The organism is Pseudomonas sp. HD6515, assembly GCF_024971855.1.
In the GTDB taxonomy this organism is placed as follows: Bacteria; Pseudomonadota; Gammaproteobacteria; order Pseudomonadales; family Pseudomonadaceae; genus Aquipseudomonas; species Aquipseudomonas alloputida.
In genome coordinates, this window is sequence record NZ_CP079827.1 from 1769474 (window position 1) to 1785678 (window position 16205).

General features: G+C 63.8%; 20 protein-coding genes. 17 read left to right on the forward strand and 3 right to left on the reverse strand.

The genetic code is table 11. The features are described from left to right. Positions 1-63 precede the first annotated feature (63 nt). Together KW568_RS08290 and KW568_RS08295 are read right to left on the reverse strand one after the other, a co-directional pair. A complete protein-coding gene (locus KW568_RS08290) occupies positions 64-402 on the reverse strand; it encodes an EscU/YscU/HrcU family type III secretion system export apparatus switch protein (protein ID WP_004577455.1) in 339 nt (112 codons plus the stop codon). Then, positions 399-1955 carry a flagellar hook-length control protein FliK gene (locus tag KW568_RS08295; protein WP_004577456.1) on the reverse strand — a complete coding sequence of 519 codons (1557 nt, stop codon included), beginning with the start codon at positions 1953-1955 and terminating at the stop codon, positions 399-401. Before KW568_RS08295 ends, KW568_RS08290 begins: the two co-directional genes overlap by 4 nt. Positions 1956-2193: 238 nt before the next feature. On the opposite strand from KW568_RS08295, the gene ccmA reads away from it, so the two are divergent. The 17 genes from ccmA to KW568_RS08380 all read left to right on the forward strand — a co-directional run bounded on the left by ccmA (position 2194) and on the right by KW568_RS08380 (position 15353). Next, positions 2194-2826, forward strand: coding sequence for a cytochrome c biogenesis heme-transporting ATPase CcmA (gene ccmA, locus KW568_RS08300; RefSeq protein ID WP_004577457.1), 633 nt, complete (start codon positions 2194-2196; stop codon positions 2824-2826). Beyond that, on the forward strand, positions 2823-3491 hold the full coding sequence (gene ccmB / locus KW568_RS08305; protein WP_003254382.1) for a heme exporter protein CcmB: 669 nt from the start codon (positions 2823-2825) through the stop codon (positions 3489-3491). Before ccmA ends, ccmB begins: the two co-directional genes overlap by 4 nt. Before the next feature lie 46 nt (positions 3492-3537). Next, positions 3538-4305 (forward strand): heme ABC transporter permease, encoded by a 768-nt coding sequence (locus KW568_RS08310; protein ID WP_003254381.1) that lies wholly within the window; start codon positions 3538-3540, stop codon positions 4303-4305. After that, on the forward strand, positions 4302-4478 hold the full coding sequence (gene ccmD / locus KW568_RS08315) for a heme exporter protein CcmD (RefSeq protein ID WP_003254380.1): 177 nt from the start codon (positions 4302-4304) through the stop codon (positions 4476-4478). The genes KW568_RS08310 and ccmD overlap by 4 nt, the downstream gene beginning before the upstream one ends. After that, a complete protein-coding gene (ccmE, locus tag KW568_RS08320) occupies positions 4475-4930 on the forward strand; it encodes a cytochrome c maturation protein CcmE (protein ID WP_004577458.1) in 456 nt (151 codons plus the stop codon). Before ccmD ends, ccmE begins: the two co-directional genes overlap by 4 nt. Before the next feature lie 11 nt (positions 4931-4941). Beyond that, positions 4942-6915 (forward strand): heme lyase CcmF/NrfE family subunit, encoded by a 1974-nt coding sequence (locus KW568_RS08325; RefSeq protein ID WP_004577459.1) that lies wholly within the window; start codon positions 4942-4944, stop codon positions 6913-6915. Further along, positions 6912-7448 carry a DsbE family thiol:disulfide interchange protein gene (locus tag KW568_RS08330; RefSeq protein ID WP_003254377.1) on the forward strand — a complete coding sequence of 179 codons (537 nt, stop codon included), beginning with the start codon at positions 6912-6914 and terminating at the stop codon, positions 7446-7448. The genes KW568_RS08325 and KW568_RS08330 overlap by 4 nt, the downstream gene beginning before the upstream one ends. Continuing rightward, the gene (locus tag KW568_RS08335) at positions 7445-7921 is read left to right on the forward strand and encodes a cytochrome c-type biogenesis protein (protein WP_003254376.1); all 477 of its coding nucleotides are present in this window, start codon (positions 7445-7447) and stop codon (positions 7919-7921) included. The genes KW568_RS08330 and KW568_RS08335 overlap by 4 nt, the downstream gene beginning before the upstream one ends. Then, complete coding sequence (gene ccmI / locus KW568_RS08340; protein ID WP_004577460.1) at positions 7914-9110, forward strand: c-type cytochrome biogenesis protein CcmI; 1197 nt, start codon at positions 7914-7916, stop codon at positions 9108-9110. Before KW568_RS08335 ends, ccmI begins: the two co-directional genes overlap by 8 nt. A 12-nt stretch (positions 9111-9122) precedes the next feature. Next, entirely contained in the window at positions 9123-9539 is a 417-nt protein-coding gene (locus KW568_RS08345; RefSeq protein ID WP_004577461.1) for a hypothetical protein, read from the forward strand. A gap of 656 nt (positions 9540-10195) precedes the next feature. Continuing rightward, entirely contained in the window at positions 10196-10387 is a 192-nt protein-coding gene (locus tag KW568_RS08350; RefSeq protein ID WP_259538047.1) for a hypothetical protein, read from the forward strand. Between the two features lie 38 nt (positions 10388-10425). Then, positions 10426-11364, forward strand: coding sequence for a 2-hydroxyacid dehydrogenase (locus tag KW568_RS08355; protein ID WP_003254371.1), 939 nt, complete (start codon positions 10426-10428; stop codon positions 11362-11364). A 51-nt stretch (positions 11365-11415) separates the two neighbouring features. Then, positions 11416-12204 carry a PhzF family phenazine biosynthesis protein gene (locus tag KW568_RS08360; RefSeq protein WP_003254369.1) on the forward strand — a complete coding sequence of 263 codons (789 nt, stop codon included), beginning with the start codon at positions 11416-11418 and terminating at the stop codon, positions 12202-12204. A gap of 139 nt (positions 12205-12343) precedes the next feature. Continuing rightward, positions 12344-12751, forward strand: a complete 408-nt coding sequence (locus tag KW568_RS08365) for a GFA family protein (protein WP_004577113.1) — start codon at positions 12344-12346, stop codon at positions 12749-12751. A 128-nt stretch (positions 12752-12879) separates the two neighbouring features. Beyond that, positions 12880-13218 (forward strand): FKBP-type peptidyl-prolyl cis-trans isomerase, encoded by a 339-nt coding sequence (locus KW568_RS08370; RefSeq protein ID WP_003254365.1) that lies wholly within the window; start codon positions 12880-12882, stop codon positions 13216-13218. Between the two features lie 234 nt (positions 13219-13452). Then, entirely contained in the window at positions 13453-14115 is a 663-nt protein-coding gene (locus KW568_RS08375) for a histidine phosphatase family protein (RefSeq protein ID WP_004577112.1), read from the forward strand. A gap of 44 nt (positions 14116-14159) precedes the next feature. Then, on the forward strand, positions 14160-15353 hold the full coding sequence (locus tag KW568_RS08380; RefSeq protein WP_004577111.1) for a D-amino acid dehydrogenase: 1194 nt from the start codon (positions 14160-14162) through the stop codon (positions 15351-15353). A 118-nt stretch (positions 15354-15471) separates the two neighbouring features. Here the strand turns inward: KW568_RS08380 and KW568_RS08385 are convergent, their stop codons facing one another. After that, complete coding sequence (locus KW568_RS08385) at positions 15472-16200, reverse strand: aspartate/glutamate racemase family protein (protein WP_003254359.1); 729 nt, start codon at positions 16198-16200, stop codon at positions 15472-15474. Between the last annotated feature and the right edge of the window lie 5 nt (positions 16201-16205).

Sequence of the window (16205 nt, forward strand, 5' to 3'; positions counted from 1 at the left end):
GTCACCTTGTACGTGGGAAGCCGACAAGGTTGGGCGCATGGAGGGGGAGGGGGTGGTAGATAGTTACTGGCCAGTGCCGGGCAGCGGGGGCAATGGTGGGGTGATATCGCGTTCTGTCGGGCGCGGATCATCGAAGCCGGCGGGTACCTTGCCGCGCAGTTGCCAGGCGAAGGCGATGATTTCGGCAATGGTCAGGTACAGCGCTTCGGGTATTTGATCGCCCAGCTCCAGCCGCGCCAGCAGGCGCACCAGCTCGGCGTTTTCGTAGATCGGCACTTCGTGTTCGCGGGCGAGCGCAAGGATGGCCTCGGCCAGGTCCTCGTCGCCCTTGGCGGTGAGGGTCGGTGCCTGATGGCCGTCGTAGTTCAGCGCTATGGCTTGGCGTGGTGTCGTATCGTTCATGCGGTTTCGTCCACCCAGCGTTGTTCCATCCGTGTGCGTGGCCCCTGCGGCGGGATGCCCGGGTGGCACTCCAGGTCGCCGACTTCCAGGCCCCGGGCCACCAGGCGCGCGCGCAGCGCGCCAAGCTGGGCGTCGATCAACCGCGCGGTCTGCTCGCGCTCCGCCCATAGCTGCCCGCTCAGGCGGCCCTCGCTCAGTTGCGCCTGCACTTGCAGGGGGCCGAGCGGGTACAAGTCGAAGGCCAGCTCGATGCGCCACAGGGCTTGCCGAGGGTTTTGGGCTTCATGTTGGCGGTCGGCCTGTTGTTGTGGGGTTTCTTCGCGCTGCAGTTTGACTTGCAGCGGGATGAAGTCCTGGCCGTGGCGGATCGGCACTTCGGTTTGCCAGGTGGTCTGCAGGTTGCCGTTTTCCAGCGTGCCGGTTTGTTGCAGGCTGCTCATGGCGTGGCTCTGCAAACGTGAAACAGCAGCGGCAGCCAGGCGCAGCAGCTGTTGCAGGTCGCCTTCCTCTTCCAGGGCCTTGAGCAGGCGCGACGGTAATGGGAACGCGCCCGGCTGCGGCTTGGGGCTGACCCGCTCGAGCATGCCCAGTGCGCTGCGCGCCAGTATCGGCATGGTCAGGGCCAGGTTGGCGGGGCTCAGAGTGGTGGCCCCTGCCGGGAGGGCAGGGGCCTGGGCCATCAGCCGCAGTAAATGTGCTTTGAGGTCGGTGTCGACGCTGGCGGTGGACCCACTCAGCAGCTTCGCTTCGAGAAAGATGCCGCTGTTGTTCAGGGCCTGGGCCACTGCCTTGGCGTCGCCCAGTTGTCGGGCGTCCGGCAGGCCGGCCAGCAGGCGTTCGGCGCTGGCGCGCAGCTCGCCATCGACGCCTGGGTCGCGGGTGAGCTGTTGCAGGGTGTTGAGCAGGCCGGGCAGCGAGGCTTGACGGTTTTGCTGTGTCAGCAGCTGTTGGGCAATGCTGAGTTGGTCCTGCCTGCCGCTGAGCGGCACGAAGCGCAATGACTGATCACCCTGCACCAGGGCGCTGAGCAGGCTGCCAATGGCCAGCGGGCGCGGGCTGTCGATGCTCAGCGTGGCACCGGCCTGGGTGCTGTTGAGCAAGCTGACCAGCGCCCGGTACACGGCCGGTTGGCCGGGTGCCTGAGCCAGCGGTTGGTTGGTCAGGACCTTGCCTTGCAGCAAGGTGCCGACCGGCACCTTGCTGGTGTCCAGCTGGGTGAGGGTGGCGACCTGGCTGGCGCTGGCCTGTTGCAACATGATCGCCAGGCGATTGCTTTCGGTCTGGCTGACGGTGATCTGGCTGCCTTGGGGCAGCGGCTGGCTGGCGTTGGCCTGTAGTTGGGTCTGCACGCCGTTGGCCTGCATCAGCCTTAGCACCAGCTGAAAGTCCTGGCCCGCCTGGCGCAACGATAAAACCTCGGCTTGCGCGGTTTCGCCGGGGGCCAGCAACCCGGGCTGTGCCTGGATAAGGCGCAGCAGTTCGCCGGTCGTGCCCGCCTTCATGGCTTGGCTGTTGATCGCGGTTTGTGCGCCGAGACTATTGATTTCAGTCATGATTGTATACAACCTGTCGAGCCCGGCCTCTTGGCAGCGCGGCGGCGCGTGTAATAATGCCGAGCGCCCGTGGTTGCCAGTATAACGGCAGCGCGCGGGGCGACTTGAGACACAAGGGTTCTGGAGCGGTGTTGGCTGCTTCGCGGGTGAACCCGCTCCTACAGGGTTCTGTGGGAGCGGGTTCACCCGCGAAACAGGCGACGCCGCTCCAAAGCCCTACTGAAGATAAGGCGAAACCGTGACCCTTCACCTCCAAGCCGCGGGCCTGGCCTGCGAGCGCGACTGGCGCCTGCTGTTCGAACAGCTCGATTTCGAGCTGGGCGCCGGTGACATGCTGCAGATCAGTGGCCCCAACGGCAGTGGCAAGACCAGCCTGTTGCGCCTGTTGGCCGGGCTGATGCAGCCGACAGCCGGGCAGATTCTGCTGGGTGGCAAGCCACTGGCAGAGCAGCGTCATGCCCTGGCCAGCGCCCTGCTGTGGATTGGCCACGCCGCTGGCATCAAGGACTTGCTCACCGCCGAGGAGAATCTCACCTGGCTGTGCGCCTTGCACCAGCCGGCCAGCCGCGAGGCGATCTGGGCGGCGCTGGAGGCTGTCGGCCTGCGCGGTTTCGAAGACGTCCCCTGCCATACCCTGTCGGCCGGCCAGCAGCGCCGCGTGGCGCTGGCTCGGTTGCACCTGGCTTGCCCGCCGCTATGGATTCTCGACGAGCCGTTCACCGCGCTCGACAAGCAAGGCGTGGCGCAGCTTGAAGCGCACCTGGCAGCCCACTGCGAGCGGGGCGGCACGGTGGTGCTGACGACTCACCACACACTGGAACGCAAGCCCTCCGGTTACCGAGAACTGAACCTGGGGCAATGGGCTGCATGAGCGTATTCATTTTGTTGCTGCGCCGCGAAGCGCGCCTGCTGTTCCGTCGCCCGGCCGAACTGGCCAACCCGTTGGTGTTCTTCGCCATTGTCGTGGCCATGTTCCCGCTGGCGGTCGGCCCGGAAAGCCAATTGTTGCAAACCTTGTCGCCGGGCCTGGTCTGGGTGGCGGCGTTGCTGGCCGTGTTGTTGTCGCTGGACGGCCTGTTCCGCAGCGATTTCGAGGACGGCTCGCTGGAGCAATGGGTGCTGTCGCCGCACCCACTGCCGCTGCTGGTGCTGGCCAAGGTGCTGGCGCACTGGATCTTTTCCGGGCTGGCGCTGGTATTGTTGGCGCCACTGCTGGCACTGATGCTGGGGCTGCCAAGCCATTGCCTGCCGGTGCTGCTCGGTTCGCTGCTGCTGGGTACGCCGGTATTGAGCTTGCTGGGCGCGGTAGGTGCCGCACTGACAGTCGGCCTTAAACGCGGAGGTTTGTTACTGGCGTTGCTGATTCTGCCGTTGTATATCCCTGTATTGATCCTGGGCAGTGGTGCGTTGCAAGCGGCGTTGCAAAATATGCCGGCAACCGGCCATCTGCTCTGGCTCGCCAGCCTGACGGCCCTGGCCGTTACCCTGGCACCCTTTGCGATAGCGGCCGGCCTGAAGATCAGCGTCGGCGAATAACGAGTCCCGGGCTCTCAAGCCCGGCAAATACCCTGGATGTACCCTGATGAAAATAAGCTGGACGTGGTTCCACAAGCTGGGCTCCCCGAAATGGTTCTATGCCATCAGCGGCCGCATGCTGCCGTGGCTGGCCGGTGCTGCCGTGCTCCTGCTGCTGGTCGGCATCACCTGGGGCCTGGCCTTCGCCCCCCAGGACTACCAGCAAGGCAACAGCTTCCGCATCATCTATATCCACGTGCCGGCGGCGATGCTGGCGCAGTCCTGCTATGTGCTACTGGCGGTGGCCGGGGTGGTGGGGCTGGTGTGGAAGATGAAACTGGCCGACGTCGCCCTGCAATGTGCCGCGCCCATTGGCGCCTGGATGACCGCCGTGGCCCTGGTTACCGGCGCCATCTGGGGCAAGCCGACCTGGGGCAGCTGGTGGGTGTGGGATGCCCGCCTTACGTCCATGCTCATCCTGCTGTTCCTGTACTTCGGCATTATTGCGCTGGGCCAGGCGATCAGTAATCGTGACAGTGCAGCCAAGGCCTGTGCGGTGCTTGCGATTGTCGGTGTGGTGAATATCCCGATCATCAAGTATTCAGTGGAGTGGTGGAACACCCTGCACCAGGGCGCCACCTTCACCCTTACCGAAAAGCCGGCGATGCCGGCCGAAATGTGGCTGCCGCTGTTGTGCACGGCGCTGGGTTTCTACTGTTTCTTCGGCACCGTACTGCTGCTGCGCATGCGCCTTGAAGTGCTCAAGCGCGAAGCACGCGCCAGTTGGGTCAGGGACGAAGTATTGAACAGCCTGGGACGGAGGGCCGCACAATGAGCTTTGCCACCTTCGGTGACTTTCTCGCCATGGGCCACCATGGCCTGTACGTGTGGTCGGCCTATGGCATCTGCCTGGCGGTGCTGGCGCTGAATGTCGGTGCGCCACTGCTGGCCCGTCGTCGCTATTTGCAAGAAGAGGCGCGCCGTTTGCGCCGGGAGAACAACCAGTGAATCCGCAGCGCAAGAAACGCCTGTTGCTCATCGTCGGCCTGCTGGTCGGCGTCGGGGTTGCCGTCGGCTTTGCCTTGAGCGCATTGCAGCAGAACATCAACCTGTTCTATACACCGACCCAGATCGCCAACGGCGAAGCCCCGCTGGACACGCGCATCCGCGCCGGCGGCATGGTGGAGAAAGGCTCGGTGCAGCGTTCGGCCGACTCGCTGGACGTGCGTTTCGTGGTAACCGACTTTAACAAGTCGGTACCCATCACCTACCGCGGCATCCTCCCCGACCTGTTCCGCGAAGGGCAGGGCATCGTCGCCCTTGGCAAGCTCAATGCCGACGGTGTGGTGGTAGCCGATGAAGTGCTGGCCAAGCACGACGAGAAATACATGCCGCCCGAAGTCACCAAGGCCCTGAAGGAAAGCGGCCAGGCCGCTACCGGCGGGGAGACGAAGCCATGAACGCAGCACTGGTGGTCCCCGAACTGGGCCAGTTGGCGATGATTCTGGCCATCTGCTTTGCCGTCGTGCAGGCCAGTGTGCCGTTGCTTGGCGCGTGGCGTGGCGACAGCCTGTGGATGAGCCTGGCGCGGCCGGCAGCGTGGGGGCAGTTCGCCTTCCTGGCGTTTGCCTTTGCCTGCCTGACCCATGCCTTCATGACAGACAATTTCTCGGTCGCCTATGTGGCCAGCAACTCCAACAGCGCCTTGCCCTGGTACTACAAGTTCAGTGCGGTGTGGGGCGCCCATGAGGGTTCGTTGCTGCTTTGGGCGCTGATCCTCGGCGGCTGGACCTTTGCCGTGTCGGTGTTCTCCCGGCAGTTGCCGCAGGTGATGCTGGCCCGCGTGCTGGCGGTAATGGGCATGATCAGCGTGGGCTTCCTGAGCTTCCTGATCATTACTTCCAACCCGTTCCAGCGCCTGCTGCCGCAGGTGCCGACTGATGGCCGTGACCTCAACCCGCTGCTGCAGGACTTTGGCCTGATCGTTCACCCACCCATGCTCTACATGGGCTATGTGGGCTTCTCGGTGGCCTTCGCGTTCGCCATTGCCGCCTTGCTCGGCGGCCGGCTGGACGCTGCCTGGGCGCGCTGGTCGCGGCCGTGGACCATCGTCGCCTGGGCTTTCCTGGGTGTTGGCATCACCTTGGGGTCGTGGTGGGCCTACTACGAACTGGGCTGGGGTGGCTGGTGGTTCTGGGACCCGGTGGAAAACGCCTCGTTCATGCCTTGGCTGGTGGGCACCGCACTGATCCACTCGCTGGCGGTGACCGAGAAACGCGGGGTATTCAAGAGCTGGACGGTGCTGCTGGCAATTGCCGCATTCTCGCTGAGCCTGCTGGGTACCTTCCTGGTGCGTTCCGGGGTGCTGACCTCGGTGCACGCGTTTGCCGCCGACCCGTCGCGGGGTATTTTCATCCTGTTTTTCCTGCTGTTCGTGGTCGGCGGGTCGCTCACCCTGTTCGCCCTGCGCGCACCGGTGGTCAAGAGCCAGGTCGGTTTCGCCCTGTGGTCGCGTGAAACGCTGCTGCTGGCCAACAACCTGGTGCTGGTGGTCGCGGCTTCGATGATTCTGCTCGGTACCCTGTACCCATTGGTGCTCGATGCCCTGACCGGGGCCAAGCTGTCGGTCGGCCCGCCCTATTTCGACGCCTTGTTCCTGCCACTGATGGCGCTGCTGATGGTGGTGCTGAGCGTGGGCGTGGTGGTGCGCTGGAAGGACACCCCGGGCAAATGGCTGGTCAGCATGATGACCCCGGTATTGATCGGCAGTGCCATCCTTGCCCCGGTTGCCGGCTTTATCGTCGACGACTTCGACTGGCCGACGCTGACGGCCTTCGCCCTGGCCGCCTGGGTAGTGCTTGGCGGGCTGCGTGACATTTTCGACAAGACCCGCCACAAGGGCCTGGTCAAAGGCCTGCCGGGCCTGGGCCGCAGCTACTGGGGCATGCAACTGGCGCACCTGGGCCTGGCGGTGTGTGCGCTGGGCGTGGTGCTGTCCAGCAACAACAGCGCCGAGCGCGACCTGCGCATGGCGCCGGGCGAAAGCGTGGAGCTGGGTGGCTATCACTTCCTGTTCCAGGGCGCCAAGCACTTCGAGGGGCCGAACTTCATCTCTGACAAGGGCACCATCGTGGTCAGCCGCGATGGCCGTGAAGTGACCACACTGTACCCGGAGAAGCGCCTGTACACCGTGCAACAGTCGATGATGACCGAAGCAGGTATCGACGCCGGCTTTACCCGCGACCTGTACGTCGCGCTTGGCGAGCCACTGGAGAATGGCGCCTGGGCTGTGCGCGTACATATTAAGCCTTACGTCCGCTGGATCTGGCTGGGCGGTCTGCTGACCGGCCTGGGCGGGTTGCTGGCGGCCCTCGACCGGCGCTACCGCGTCAAGGTCAAGACCCGGGTGCGTGATGTCCTGGGCGTGTCTGGAGCAGCTGCATGAAGCGTTGGATCATGGTAGTGCCCCTTGCAGTGTTCCTGCTGGTGGCGGTCTTCCTCTACAAGGGGCTTTTCCTCAAGCCCGACGAGCTGCCTTCGGCAATGATCGGCAAACCGTTCCCGGTGTTTTCCCTGGCGTCGACACAGGGGGACCGCACCCTGACTCAGGCCGACTTGCAGGGGCGCCCGGCACTGGTCAACGTGTGGGCCACCTGGTGCCCGTCGTGCAAGGTCGAGCACCCGTACCTGAACCAGCTGGCACAGCAGGGGGTGGTGATCCATGGGGTCAACTACAAGGATGACAACGCCGCCGCGCAGAAGTGGTTGGCCGAGTTCCACAACCCCTATCAGCTGGATATTCGTGACGAACAGGGCAGCCTGGGCCTGGACCTTGGGGTGTATGGGGCGCCGGAAACCTTCCTGATCGATGCCAAGGGCATCATCCGCTACAAGCACGTCGGCATCGTCGATGCCACGGTCTGGCGTGAACAGCTGGCGCCGTTGTACCAGGGCCTGATTGATGAGGCCAAGCCATGAGGCGTTGGCTGGCAGCTGCGGTGCTGGGCATGAGCCTGGCCGGTGTGGCCAAGGCGGCTATCGACACCTACCAGTTTCGCGACGAGGCAGAGCGCGAGCGTTACCAACAGTTGACCAAGGAACTGCGCTGCCCCAAGTGCCAGAACCAGGATATTGCCGACTCCAACGCGCCGATTGCTGCCGACCTGCGCCGAGAAATCTTCCGCATGCTTGGCGAAGGCCAGAGCAACCAGCAGATCATCGACTTCATGGTCGACCGCTATGGCGACTTCGTGCGCTACAAGCCGGCGCTCAGCGGGCGTACCTGGCTGCTGTGGTTTGGCCCGGGGATCTTGCTGGCCGGTGGCTTCGTGGTGCTGGCGGTGATCGTACGCCGGCGCCGTGCTACGGCCGTGCAGGGCGCCGATGAGTTGTCTGCCGAAGAACGCGAGCGTCTCGCCAAACTGCTGGAAAAAGAACAGACCCATGATTGAATTCTGGCTTAGCGCGGGCCTTCTGCTGCTCGCTGCCCTCAGCTTTTTGCTGCTCCCGATCCTGCGTGGCCGCCGTCGCCAGCAGGAAGAAGACCGCACGGCCTTGAACGTGGCCCTTTACCAGGAACGTGTCGCCGAGCTGGCGGCCCAACAAGCCGCCGGTGTGCTCGATGAGGCGCAGATGGCCAAGGGCCGGGACGAGGCTGCCCGCGAGCTGCTGGCCGATACCGAAGGCGCCGAGGCCCCGCGCCAGGGGCATTTGGGCAAGGCCCTGCCGCTGCTGGCTGCGGTACTGGTACCGCTGATGGCGCTGGGGCTGTACCTGCATTTTGGGGCGGCCGACAAGGTGGCGCTGACCCAGGAGTTTGCCGAGGCTCCCAAGTCGATGGAAGAAATGACCACGCGCCTTGAACGCGTGGTGCAGGCCCAGCCGGATTCGGCCGAGGCCATGTATTTCCTTGGCCGGGCCTACATGGCCGAGCAGCGCCCGGCCGACGCCGCGCGTACGTTCGAACGGGCCGTGGCCCTGGCTGGCCGCCAGCCCGAGCTGCTGGGGCAGTGGGCCCAGGCCCAGTACTTTGCCGCCAACAAGCAGTGGAGCCCGCAATTGCAGGCGCTGACTGACGAAGCGCTGAAGGCGGACCCCAACGAGGTGACCAGCCTGGGCCTGCGCGGTATTGCCGCGTTTGAAGGCGAGCGCTATCAGGAAGCCATCGACTACTGGAAGCGCTTGCTGGCGCAGTTGCCAGAAGGTGATGCATCGCGAGCGGCGTTGCAGGGGGGGATCGACCGTGCCGCCGAGCGCGTGGGTGGCGCGCCAGTGCAGGCTACTGAGCCTGCACCTGTGGCGGCTCGCCTGAAAGTGCGGGTGGAACTGGCGGCTGCCTTGAAGGACAAGGTCCAGCCGGACGACACGGTGTTTATCTTCGCTCGCGCCAGCAATGGCCCGCCGATGCCGCTGGCGGCCAAGCGGGTGACCGTGGCGCAGTTGCCGATCGAGGTGGAGTTGTCTGATGCTGATGCGATGATGCCGCAGATGAAACTGTCGCAGTATGCCGAAGTCCAACTGGTTGCACGTGTTTCACGCGCGGGTCAGCCTACCCAGGGTGAGTGGATTGGCCAGGGGGCGCCGTTGTCTAGCGCCACCCAGGCTACCCAGCGCCTGACCATCGACACTCCAGACCAGTAAGAGAGCAATGCCATGCACAGCACCGTCCGCCTGACCCTGATTACCTTGGCCCTGGGTTTGTCTGCGTGTACGGTGCATGAGCCGTACGAGCAGCCCGCGCCACCGATCGAGCGTGTGCCGCCTTCGGGGCCGGTGGTCAAGCCCTTGCCGGGCAGGCAGCCTTCCACTCAGCCGAGCAAGCCGGCGGCGATACCCAAGCCCATGCCGCGCACCTCGGCCAGCTTTGCGCCACCGCCTGGCGGGGCAAGTCACTGGGATCCCAAGCTGGGTGTATATGTGTTGGAGAAGCAGCCCAATACCTTCTACCGGCAGCGTACCTACTATCGGTTTGATAACGGCTGGAGCTGGTCGTTGAGCCCGAATGGGCCTTGGCAGGAAACTGACAGCAGTGGTGTACCCGGTGGGTTAGGGCGCGCGTTCGCGCAGTAACGCTGTTTCTGTATCTGCTTATTCTGCTTCTGCTTCTGCTTCTGCTTCTGCTTCTGCTTTTGCTTGTAAGCGCGCGGTAGTTCAGGCGACGCAGATTGCGACTTCAGGAGGCCGAGCGCAGGGCTTGCGAAGGGAGGTGACGGGCATGGATGCCCGTCAAGCGCTGAGGCCCCATGGATGGGGCCTGCAGCGCGTACTCCCGGGAGCAAGACCGTAGCGAGGGAACCCCGGAGCGTAGCGCAGGGGCCGGATGATAGGAGCCAGCGTTTTTTGGTTACTTTTTGTCGCGTTTGACAAAAAGTGACCCGCCGTAAGGGCGGAAAGGTGACTATGCGCCACGTGCGTGAATGAATACCTACTCGATGTGAATGCCCACATCCAAGAAGCAAGAAGCAAGAAGCAAGAAGCAAGAAGCAAGAAGCAAATTCGTCTGTTTTGACTCAGCGAACAGTCCATTCGCGATGGCGACGCTGACTCACCTTTTCGCCCTTACGGCGAGTCACTTTTTGTCAAACGCGACAAAAAGTAACCAAAAAACGCTGCGCTCCCATCATCCGGCCCCTGCGCTGCGCTCCGGGGTCCCCTCTCTCCGGCCTCGCTCCCGGGAGGACCGCGCTGCAGGCCCCATCCTGGGGCCCAGCGCTTGACGGGCATCCATGCCCGTCACCTCCCTCCGCAAGGCCTACGTTCGGCCTCCTGAAGTCGCGAAGATCAAGATCAAGATCAAGATCAAGATCAAGATCAAGATCAAGATCAAGATCAAGATCAAGATCAAGATCAACAGCAACAGCAACAGCAGCACAGTACAGTTTTGCCTTGTTATTTCCATTGACTGTACCGGCCGGTGACTCCGCATAATGACGCCTCGAATTCACCCGGAGGTGGCATGAGCAAGACAGTCCTGGTACTGGTGGAAACCGTCGACGATTACCTGCCCATGCTGGAGCAGGCCGGTTACCACCTGATCCGTGCCCCTTCGCCGCAACTGCGCGCCGATGCCATTCATCGCCACGCCGAAGAAATCGATGCGGTACTCACCCGTGGGCCGCTGGGGCTATCCGCCACCGAAATTGACGCATTACCCAGATTGCAGATCATCTGCGTGATCGGCGCCGGCTACGAGCAGGTCGACCTGGCCGCCGCCGCTGCCCGCGGCATAACCGTCACCAATGGCGCCGGGGCCAATGCCGCAGCCGTCGCCGACCACACCCTGGCCCTGCTGCTGGCGCTGCTGCGCGACATTCCTCGTGCCGATGCCAGCACGCGGCGCGGTGAATGGAACCGGGTGATCAGCCCCTCGGTGAGTGGCAAACGCCTGGGCATTCTCGGCCTCGGCGCAGTGGGGCTGGCGGTCGCCAAGCGGGCCCACTTGGGCTTCGACATGCCCGTCAGCTACCACAGCCGCACACCACGCCAGGATGTGCCCTATGCCTGGTACGACAGCCCTCGGCACTTGGCTGAAGCCGTCGACATCCTGGTGGTGGCCACCCCCGGTGGCGCCAACACCCGGCATCTGGTCGATGCCCACGTCCTTCAGGCCCTGGGCGCTGAAGGCTATCTGGTGAACATCGCCCGTGCCAGCGTGGTCGACACGCAGGCCCTGATTGCCGTATTGCAGCGTGGCCAGCTGGCTGGCGCCGCGCTGGATGTTTTCGATGACGAGCCAGCAGTGCCCGATGCACTCAAGGCCTTGCCCAACACTGTGCTCACACCCCACGTGGCTGGCCAATCGCCAGAAGCCGCGCGCGACACGGTGGCCTTGGTGCTGCGCAACCTGCAGGCGTTCTTTGCCGGTGAGCCAGTTTTGACCCCGGTACGCCCGTAGCCCTTTTCCAGATATCTGCCTGGCAGCGCCCAGGTAACAAGGAGTGTGTGCATGCAACTCGAAATCTTCCAGGTCGATGCCTTTTCCACTGAACCGTTCGGTGGCAACCCGGCCGCAGTGATCCCACTGGAAAGCTGGCTGCCGGACGATGTGCTGCAGCGCATCGCTGAAGAAAACAACCTGTCAGAAACAGCCTACTTCGTGCGCAAAGGCGAAACGTTCGACCTGCGTTGGTTCACCCCCACCGTGGAAGTCGACCTGTGCGGCCATGCTACCTTGGCCTCGGCTTACGTGCTGTTCGAGCAACTGGGTGAGCAGGCGCAAGTACTGCGCTTCAACACCCGCAGTGGCGAGCTGCGTGTCAGCCGCGGCACTGATGGCCTGCTGGCCATGGACTTCCCGGCCAAACAACCCGTAGCGGTGGACACGCCGGCGGGCCTGCTGCAGGCGCTGGGCTTGAGCCAGGCGAAGGCGGTGTACCGTAGCGACGATTATGTGGTGGTGATCGATGACGCCATGCTGCTCGAAACGTTGAAACCCGACTTTGTTGCGCTGTCGGCCTTCGACGTCCGTGGCATTGCCGTGACCGCGGCAGGGCGTGGCTTTGACTTCGTCACCCGCTGGTTCGGCCCGCGGGTTGGGGTGAATGAAGACCCGGTAACCGGCTCGGCGCACACTTCGCTGGCACCGGTATGGGCCCAGAGTCTGGGCAAGAACGTGCTGAGCTGCGAGCAGGGCGGGGCACGCAAAGGGCAGTTGCAGTGCGAAGTGCCGGGCAATGGCCGCGTAATCATCAGTGGGCGGGCGGCGTTGTACCTGCGTGGTACTGCGTACATCTAGCCGTGAGTGCGATGCCCTGTAGCAGACAGCCAGCCCTTTTGGGCAGCGCTGTCTCGCAGAGTACAAAAGCAGCAAGCAAGCTGCTTTCGCGGCGAGCTTCTATAATTGCTGGCCCATCTTTGCATTCGAGGAGCCACCCATGGCCCTGGAAAAACACGGCACCTGCCTGTGCGGCGACACGCGGCTGACGGTCACCGTCGACAATACCCATATCAGCGCTTGTCATTGCAGCATGTGCCGCAAGTGGACCGGCGGCCCGCTGCTGGTGGTGCACTGCAGCAAGCCTCCGCTGATCGAAGGGCGTGCGCCCAGCGTCTATGATTCGTCCGACTGGGCCCAGCGTGCTTTCTGTGGCCGCTGTGGTACGCACCTGTACTACCGGCTCAAGGCCAACGACTTCCATGCCGTGCCGGTCGGCCTGCTCGATGGCGACCAAGCCTGGGATTTCGACCTGCAGATCTTCGTCGAAGAGAAACCCGCGTGGTACTGCTTCGCCAATCAGACCAAGGAGCTGTCCGGCCAAGAGGTGTTCGAGCAGAACAGCTGATTCAACGTCATGTCTGTACGGAGGCATTCCGTCGGCGAATGCCTCCGGACATTTCTGCGTGAACTTGCCAAACCGGTGCATTCCTGAGAAAAGGGCGGTTTTGTTTTTCAGCGTTTTGGAGTGTACCCGTGAGCCAAGAACTGCAGATCATCGACCTGGTCGAGGGAGACGGCAAAGCCGCCGTCAAAGGTGCCCTGATCACCACCCAGTACACCGGCTGGCTGGCCGATGGCAGCGAGTTCGACTCGTCCTGGTCGCGCGGTAAGCCGTTCCAGTGCGTGATCGGTACCGGCAGGGTAATCAAAGGCTGGGACCAAGGCCTGATGGGCATGCGCGTAGGCGGCAAGCGCAAGCTGCTGGTACCGGCGCACCTGGGGTATGGCGAACGCAGCGTAGGGGCGATCCCGCCGAATTCGGACCTGACCTTCGAGATTGAACTGCTGGAAGTGCTCACGCGGGATGATTGAGTGGGCACGTTGCAACCCGAGGTTCTTGCACCTTACACAATTGCGCAACACCCAGCCCCTAATCTAGGCCTTGCCTAGGGAACGGCATCCACCTCCAGGGAGGAACCAAACGGGTTCGGGGCACTCTGACCCTGACGCGTTGCCAGGGATGGCATTCACTACACGGGCGCCCTGCAACTGGCCGGGCGATGTGGCGGGTAAACCCGATTTTCTCTGCCACACGAGCCTGCCTTGATGAAGTTGCCAACATTCTTCCGTCGTCGCCGCCACTTGCTGCTGAGCCTGGTGCTCACAGCCGTCGCCGTACCATTGGCGCTGGAGGCTGTCGAAAGCCGGGCACGACCGGTGGATGGCACCCAGACCCTGGTGTTTCTGCGTCATGGCGAGAAGCCGGGCGAGGGGCTCGGGCAGTTGAATTGCCAGGGCCTCAACCGTGCGCTGGACCTGGCCACTGTACTGCCCGAGCGCTTCGGCAAGGCCGACTATGTGTTTGCTGCCAACCCCACGCGGCATGTCGAGGAAGGCAGCCGGGATGAAAGCTACAGCTACATCCGCCCATTAATGACCATCACCCCCAGTGCCATCCGCCTCGGCTTACCGGTGAATATCGACTACGGCGCCAACGACACCGCTGAACTGGCCGATGAGTTGCTGAGCGACAAATACCGCAATGCGACCATCTATACCGCCTGGTCCCACGGCTACCTGCCGGAACTGATCAACACGGTGGCCGGCAAGGCCCTGGGGGAGGAGCGGGTGATCACCGAGGACTGGAGCGGCGAAGACTTCGACACCCTCTACGTACTGACCCTGACCTGGCACGATGGCAAGGCCAGTCTGCTGAGCCGCAATGTGCGCCAGGGCCTGAATGACGGTGCGCATAGCTGCCCGACCTGATCCGCTGGTACTGTTTGGCAAGGAAGCCGGAACAGGGATGAGCGATGAAGCAGCGGGTAACGGTGATCGGTGGTGGAGTGGTGGGGCTGGCGACGGCTTACGCGCTGGTTCGGGAAGGGTGGTCGGTTGACCTGATCGAGGCCCGCGACAGCCTGGCGTCGGCCACCAGCTTTGCCAATGGCGGGCAATTGTCCTATCGCTATGTGGCGCCGCTGGCTGATGCCGGGGTGCCGTGGCAGGCGCTGGGCTGGCTGTTGCAGGGCGAGTCGCCATTGCGCTTGCGCTTGCGCATGGACCCGGCCCAGTGGCGCTGGCTGCTGGCATTCACCCTGGCTTGCAGGCGTAGCGTCAATCGCCGTAATGCCGGGCACTTGCTTGAGCTCGCGCTGTACAGCCAGGCCGTTCTGGCGCAGTGGCGCGAAGACCAGAACCTGGGGGATTTCGCCTGGCGGCGCAATGGCAAGCTGGTGGCTTTTCGCAGTGAACGGGCCTTTGCCCAAGGCCGGGAACAGTTGACGGACCCGGCCAGTCAGCAGGTGCTGGCGGCTGCCGAGCTGCGCGCGCTGGAGCCTGCCCTGGATGGCGCACCGTTTGTGGGGGGCGTGTTCACGGCGGGCGAAGAGGTTGGCGATTGCCACGTGTTTTGCTTGCGGCTGGAGGCGCTGTTGCGCGCGTCGGGCCAGTGCCGTTTCCTGCTTGGCCGGCCAGTGACGCAATTGGTTCAGCGCCAGGGCCAGGTCGTGGCACTGCAACTGGGCGATCAGCAGCTGGACGTGGAGCAGTTGGTGCTGTGTGCTGGGCATCGCGGCCCAGGCTTGGCATTACCGGGGGTGCAGATACCGGTTTACCCGCTGAAGGGCTACAGCCTGACCGCACCGATCAGCGCCGGGCACCTGCCCCCGGAGGTGAGCCTTACCGACTATGAGCGCAAAATCGTCTATGCACGCCTGGGGCAGCAGCTGCGGGTAGCGGCGATGGTGGACATTGTCGGCTTCGACGAGTCGGTGGACATGCGCCGTTTGCAGAGCATGCGGCGGCTGGCGCTGGAGACGCTGCCGAGGGCGGCGGATTATGGCCAGGCGGTGGAGTGGGCGGGGATGCGACCAGCGACACCTACCGGCGTGCCGATCATAGGTGGGACGGTGTACCGCAACCTGTGGCTGAACCTGGGGCATGGGGCGTTGGGGTTCACCTTGGCCTGTGGCAGTGCGCAGCGTTTGGCCAGGATGATGCGTTAAGCGGGCCGGCCTCTTCGCGGCTAAAGCCGCTCCTACGAGGCCCCCACGGTATTCAGGCTTGCGCTGGTCCGGTAGGAGCGGCTTTAGCCGCGAAGAGGCCGGTACAGGCGAAGGATGTCTAGCGGCCGAAGCGCATCGGCCAGCCCACCACTTTCTTCGCCCGTGGCGTCGCATAGGTACGCACTTTGGACGTGCTCAAACCCATGCGCACCAGCGATTCGGCAATGGTCACCGCTGCACTCACACCATCCACCACCGGCACGCCGGTGCGTTGGCGAATCTGCTCGTCCAGCCCGGCCATGCCGCCACAACCCAGGCAAATCACCTCGGCCTTGTCGTCACGCACGGCGCGTTCGGCCTGCTCGACAATCGCCTCCACGGCCCGCAGCGGGTCGGCTTCCAGTTCCAGCACCGCCAGCCCGCTGGCTCGCACCGAGGCGCAGCGGTCATACAGGCCCGAGAGCTTCAGGCGGTCCTCGATCAATGGCACGGTGCGGTCAAGCGTGGTTACTACGGAATAGGCGTGGCCCAGGTACATTGCCGTGCTGGCGGCGGCATCAGTAATGTCCACCACAGGCACGTTGAGCAGTTCCTGCAGGCCTTCGCGGCCATGTTCGCCATAACCGGCCTGGATCACGGCATCGTAGGGCCCTTCAAAGGCCAGGACCCGGTCCATCACCGCGATGGCCGCCAGGTAGCTCTCGAAGTTGCCCTCCACCGATTCGGCGCCGAACCAGGGCGTGAGGCCGACGATTTCGGTACCGGGTGCGGCCACCGCACGGGCCTGCTCGGCAATGGCCTGGGTAATGGCTTCGGTGGTGTTGACGTTGGCGATCAGAATACGCATGGGCA